This window comes from Kitasatospora sp. NPDC036755 (assembly GCF_040636595.1).
Taxonomy (GTDB): Bacteria; Actinomycetota; Actinomycetes; order Streptomycetales; family Streptomycetaceae; genus Kitasatospora.
On the sequence record NZ_JBEZUT010000498.1, the window covers coordinates 1 to 4,370 of the forward strand.

Annotated in this window: 5 protein-coding genes; 4 read left to right on the forward strand and 1 reads right to left on the reverse strand. The window is 74.2% G+C overall.

The window, feature by feature from the left end; all coding sequences use genetic code 11:
* Nucleotides 1-402 precede the first annotated feature (402 nt).
* From AB0E96_RS38705 to AB0E96_RS38720, 4 genes are all read left to right on the forward strand, one after another.
* Nucleotides 403-1,560, forward strand: a complete 1,158-nt coding sequence (locus AB0E96_RS38705; protein WP_359831163.1) for a glycoside hydrolase family 3 N-terminal domain-containing protein — start codon at nucleotides 403-405, stop codon at nucleotides 1,558-1,560.
* Between the two features lie 472 nt (nucleotides 1,561-2,032).
* Nucleotides 2,033-2,497: a hypothetical protein gene (locus AB0E96_RS38710; protein WP_359831165.1), complete on the forward strand. Its 465-nt coding sequence runs from the start codon at nucleotides 2,033-2,035 to the stop codon at nucleotides 2,495-2,497.
* Between the two features lie 285 nt (nucleotides 2,498-2,782).
* Complete coding sequence (locus tag AB0E96_RS38715; RefSeq protein WP_049656769.1) at nucleotides 2,783-3,124, forward strand: metalloregulator ArsR/SmtB family transcription factor; 342 nt, start codon at nucleotides 2,783-2,785, stop codon at nucleotides 3,122-3,124.
* A 43-nt stretch (nucleotides 3,125-3,167) separates the two neighbouring features.
* Nucleotides 3,168-3,314 carry a DUF6126 family protein gene (locus AB0E96_RS38720; protein ID WP_359831167.1) on the forward strand — a complete coding sequence of 49 codons (147 nt, stop codon included), beginning with the start codon at nucleotides 3,168-3,170 and terminating at the stop codon, nucleotides 3,312-3,314.
* 106 nt (nucleotides 3,315-3,420) lie between these two features.
* Here the strand turns inward: AB0E96_RS38720 and AB0E96_RS38725 are convergent.
* The coding region (locus AB0E96_RS38725) for a terpene synthase family protein (protein ID WP_359831169.1) at nucleotides 3,421-4,370 on the reverse strand (950 nt) is incomplete at its 5' end.

Consider the following 4,370-nt stretch of genomic DNA (forward strand, 5'->3'; position numbering starts at 1 on the left):
GGTCGCCAATGCTCCGCAGTGGCTCCCTCCTCCGCCTTGCGATGCACGCACCCCAACGCCGCACGCTGATCCGACGCCAATTGTCAGACACGCCCCAGGACGTGTCCTGCGCGTCCCTGCCGGGTGCGCGGGATGGGGGCACGCGGCTCGCGGCGCTGTCGTCGGTGGCCGGTGGCCCCCGGTCCTCGGCCGGGAGGTGCCCCCACCTCCGCCTCGCGGCGCGTGCACCGCGGCGCGGCGCCCCGGTCCCGCAAGATCCACAAGAGGCGCCGTGGGTGCGTCCCGGGGCGACCATGGGTGGTTGACACGTGGAATATCGGATGAAATTGCGCAGGGGGAGTGCCGGGCCGAGCCCCGGGGTAGGTTGACATGCCGAAGTCAAATTCCGGCCCGGGAGGCGTGATGGCCCTGTTCCGAAGTGTCGCCCAGTACGGGGTGGTGCTGGCCGTGATGGGCGTCGCGCTCGGGCCGGTGCCGCTCGGCTCGCCCGCCCGTCCGCACGTCGGCGCGCACGCCCCGGAGGAGAGGAACGTGGCGATGGCCGGCCAGGAGCGGGAGGACTCCCGGGTGCTCGCCGGGCGGCGGGTCGTGCTGTCGTACGCCGGTCCGACGCCGCCGGCCGGGGTGCTCCGGACGCTCCGGGAGGGCCGGGCCGCCGGGGTGATCCTGTTCGGCGAGAACGTCACCAGCCCGGAGCAGCTCGCCGAGGCCGTCGGCGCGCTGAAGCAGGCCGCGGCGGAGGCGCCGCACCCGCGCCCGCTGCTGCTGATGACCGACCAGGAGGGCGGCAAGGTCCGTCGGCTGCCCGGTGCGCCCGAACTCTCCGCCCGCGCCGTCGGGGCGGCGGCGGACCCGCTCGCCGCGGCGACGGAGTCCGGGGCCGGCGCCGCCCGGACGCTCGCCGACGCCGGGCTCAACCTCAACCTCGCCCCGGTGCTCGACGTCTACGACAAGCCGGACAACTTCATCGACCACTTCGAGCGCTCCTACAGCCAGGACCCGGCCAAGGTCGCGGAACTGGGCGGCGCCTTCCTCGCCGCCCAGCAGGGCCTCGGCGTGGCCGCGACCGCCAAGCACTTCCCCGGCCTCGGCGCCGCGCCCCGGGGTGAGAACACCGACGAGCGTCCGGTCACCCTGAACGTCCCGCTGTCGCAGCTGCGCTCCCGCGGCGAGGCCCCGTACCGGGCGGCCATCGCCGCGGGTGTGCGCCTGGTGATGGCCTCCTGGGCGGTCTACCCGGCGCTGGACGCGGACCGCCCGGCCGGGTTCTCGCCCGCGATCATCCAGGGCGAGCTGCGCGGCCGGCTCGGCTTCGACGGCGTGACCGTCACCGACGCCCTGGAGGCCCAGGCGCTCGCCCCGTGGGGCGGCCCCGGTGACCGCGCGCTGGCCGCCGCCGAGGCCGGGATGGACCTGCTGCTCTGCTCGGCCCGCGACCCCCAGCAGGGCGAGGAGGCCGCCGAGGCGCTGGCCGAAGCACTGGACGACGGCCGCCTGGACCGGCACGCCTTCACCGAGGCCGTGGCCCGGGTCGACGCCCTGCGCGCCTCGCTGGGCTGACCGGCCCGCGGCCTCGCGGGCCCGCGGGTGGCAGGGGAAGGCGGCGGGGGCGTCGAGGTCGTGCAGGACGCCGAGGGCGGTGTCGAGCCCGGTCTCGTCCCAGGCGGCGTTGAAGGTGCGGGCGAGGACCCGCTCCTCGGTGGGCAGGCGGCGGATCTCGGTGCCCAGGAGCGAGGCGGGCGGCGGCGCGGCGGCCGGCAGCGCGAGCAGGAGGAGGGTCGTCCCGGCGGCGGTTCGGATGCGGTTCACCCCGGTTCAACGCGGGCGTCGCCTGGCAGGGTGTGAACGTTTGACCGTCCGAGAGTGATTGCGCCATCGAAGGTCTGATTTTGGTCAGGCATTCGGTTCTAAGGGTAAAGCGGCGTCTGGGCATGTGAATCGCATGGCAAAGTTTCTGTCTGTGGGCCTATGAAATGTCATATGTGCCACGCCACCTGTCATAGTCCGTTCCCGTCCACTCCAGGAGGAACCCATGAACCGGATCGCCCGGATCGCCGCCGGTGCCGCCGGCGCCGTCGCCCTGCTCGCGGCCCCCGTTCCCGCGTTCGCCGCCGCCCCGGCCGCCACCACCGCCACCACCGTGACCACCTGCGGCTCCTACAGCCTCCAGGCCGGCCTGGCCACCTACGCCTGCGCCGATGTGACCGGCGACAGCGTTACGGTCTTCGGCAAGATCGGCCTGGCCGGCCCGCCGTCCCCGGGCACCCCGTGGCCGCCGGCGCCGAAGGAGCTGGTGACCCACCTGTCCGCCAACGTGGCCGGTGGCGCTTCGCTCGGCACGGTCAACGGCCGCACCGTGTTCCAGGTGTCCACCGTGCGGGTCGACGGCGCCACGGCCACCGTGCCGTGCGGTTCCACCGTGCACGTGTCCTTCGACGTCGAGGGCTTCTGGAGCGGCCAGGTACCGGCCACGGTGGATGTGCCTGTAGCCTGCTGACGGCTCGTCACCGTGTCTGCCGAGCCCGGGAGTTGGCAGCGTCCCGGGCTCGGCTTTCGCATGCCCCGGCGCGGGCCGGGTGCGGCCCGGCAGCGGCCGCGAAGCGGTCCCGCGGCGGCCGCGTCCCGCCGGCGGAGCGCCCCCGGCCCGGGCCTCGACGAGGGCCGGCGCGCAGTGACGACTTGAAGAAATCTTCATCTGTCGCGATGATGCCTACCGGCCGCGGCACCGAATCCCCGCCCGGCCGGACGACCACCGAGCCGGACCCGAGGGAGCGCACGGACCATGCCGGTACCGCTGTACCAGGCCAAGGCGGAGTTCTTCCGCACCCTCGGCCACCCCGTGCGGATCAGGGTCCTGGAGCTGCTCCAGGACGGCCCCAGGCCGGTGCGCGAGCTGCTGGCGGAGATCGAGGTGGAGCCGTCGAACCTCTCCCAGCAGCTCGCGGTACTGCGCCGCACCCAGCTGGTCACGGCGACCCGTGAGGGCAACACCGTGGTGTACGCGCTCAGCACCCCGGACGTCGCCGAGCTGCTGCGCGCGGCCCGCCGGATCCTGACCGAGCTGATCACCGACCAGGGCGCGCTGCTCACCGAGCTGCGCGCCCCGGGCGGTCGGCCCCGCTGAACCCGGCCCGGCCCGTCCGTCCGACCCGAGGAGAGACACCACCATGAGCGACAGCACGAGCAACGACGGTACGAGCGAGGAGAAGCGGCGCCGCAAGGCCATGCTGATCCGCGCGGGCATCTACATCTTCGCCACGCACCTGTTCGCGGGTTTCGTGCTGCTGCTGTTCGCGCTCGGCGGGCGGAAGTAGCGCACCCGGAAGTAGCGCACCCGGAAGTAGCGCGCCCGGAAGCGGCGCACCCGGAAACGGCGAGCCCGCAAGCGGGGCGCCCGCAGGCGCCCCCGGAGCGGTCCGCTCACCGATGTCCTTCGCGGTCCGGCACCAGGTAGCGGTCGCTGGTGCTGCTCCAGGCCTGGACGCCGGCGACCAGCTCCCGGGTGCCGTCCAGGTACCAACGCCCGGCCGGGTGGCGGTGCAGCAGCTCCCGGCGCAGTTCCTCGCTCTCCTGCCGCAGCCGCACCACCCGGGCGCGCACCGCGTGGACCGCCCGGCCGCGGGTGCAGCCGTGGGCCCGCTGGAGGGTGAGCACGGTGTTGAACGCGGCCCCGGCCTGCCGTTCCTCGCGCCTCAGCGAGTAGAGGTCGTTGATCAGGGTGGCGGCGTCGGCGGTGTTGGCCCGCAGCTGGTGCAGCGCGGGTTCCGCGTGCAGCGCGGCCGGGGCGTCGGCGCCGTGGACCCGTTCCATTATGTTCATGAACGGGTAGAGGCAACTGCCGTGCCGGCGCAGCCTCATGGTGTCCGTGAGGTCGAGGCCGAGAGCGGGGACGGTGCCCCGGGCCCGGTGCTCGGCCTCGGCGGGGAAGGTCGCCAGACAGGCGCGCCACTCCCGGGCCGCCCGAGCGCGCCACTCGGGGGACATCGACGCGCTCTGGCGATTCCACAACTCGCGCCAGGCGAGCAGGAGTCGGCTGTCGGACGGGCTCCTTTCGCGGGCGCCGTCGAGGACCGCGACCAACGGGTCGACCAGGGCGCGGGCCTCGGTGGGGTGGCGGCCGGGCGGGCCGTCGAAACGGTCGTCCAGGATGGTGAACCAGCCCAGCATGTCCAGCAGGAGGTCGAGTTCGGCGCCCCGGACGCGGGGGAAGGCGTGGCCGATCAGCTCGTGCAGCGCGTAGGCCCGGTAGCGGGGCAGCTCCGAGGGGCTGAGCAGGCCGCGGCGGACCGCCCAGTCGGCGTGCCGGTCGGCGGCGTGGTGGCCGGTCTGATGGTCGGCCGCACCCCCGAGTACCTGGGCAAGAAGCTCGG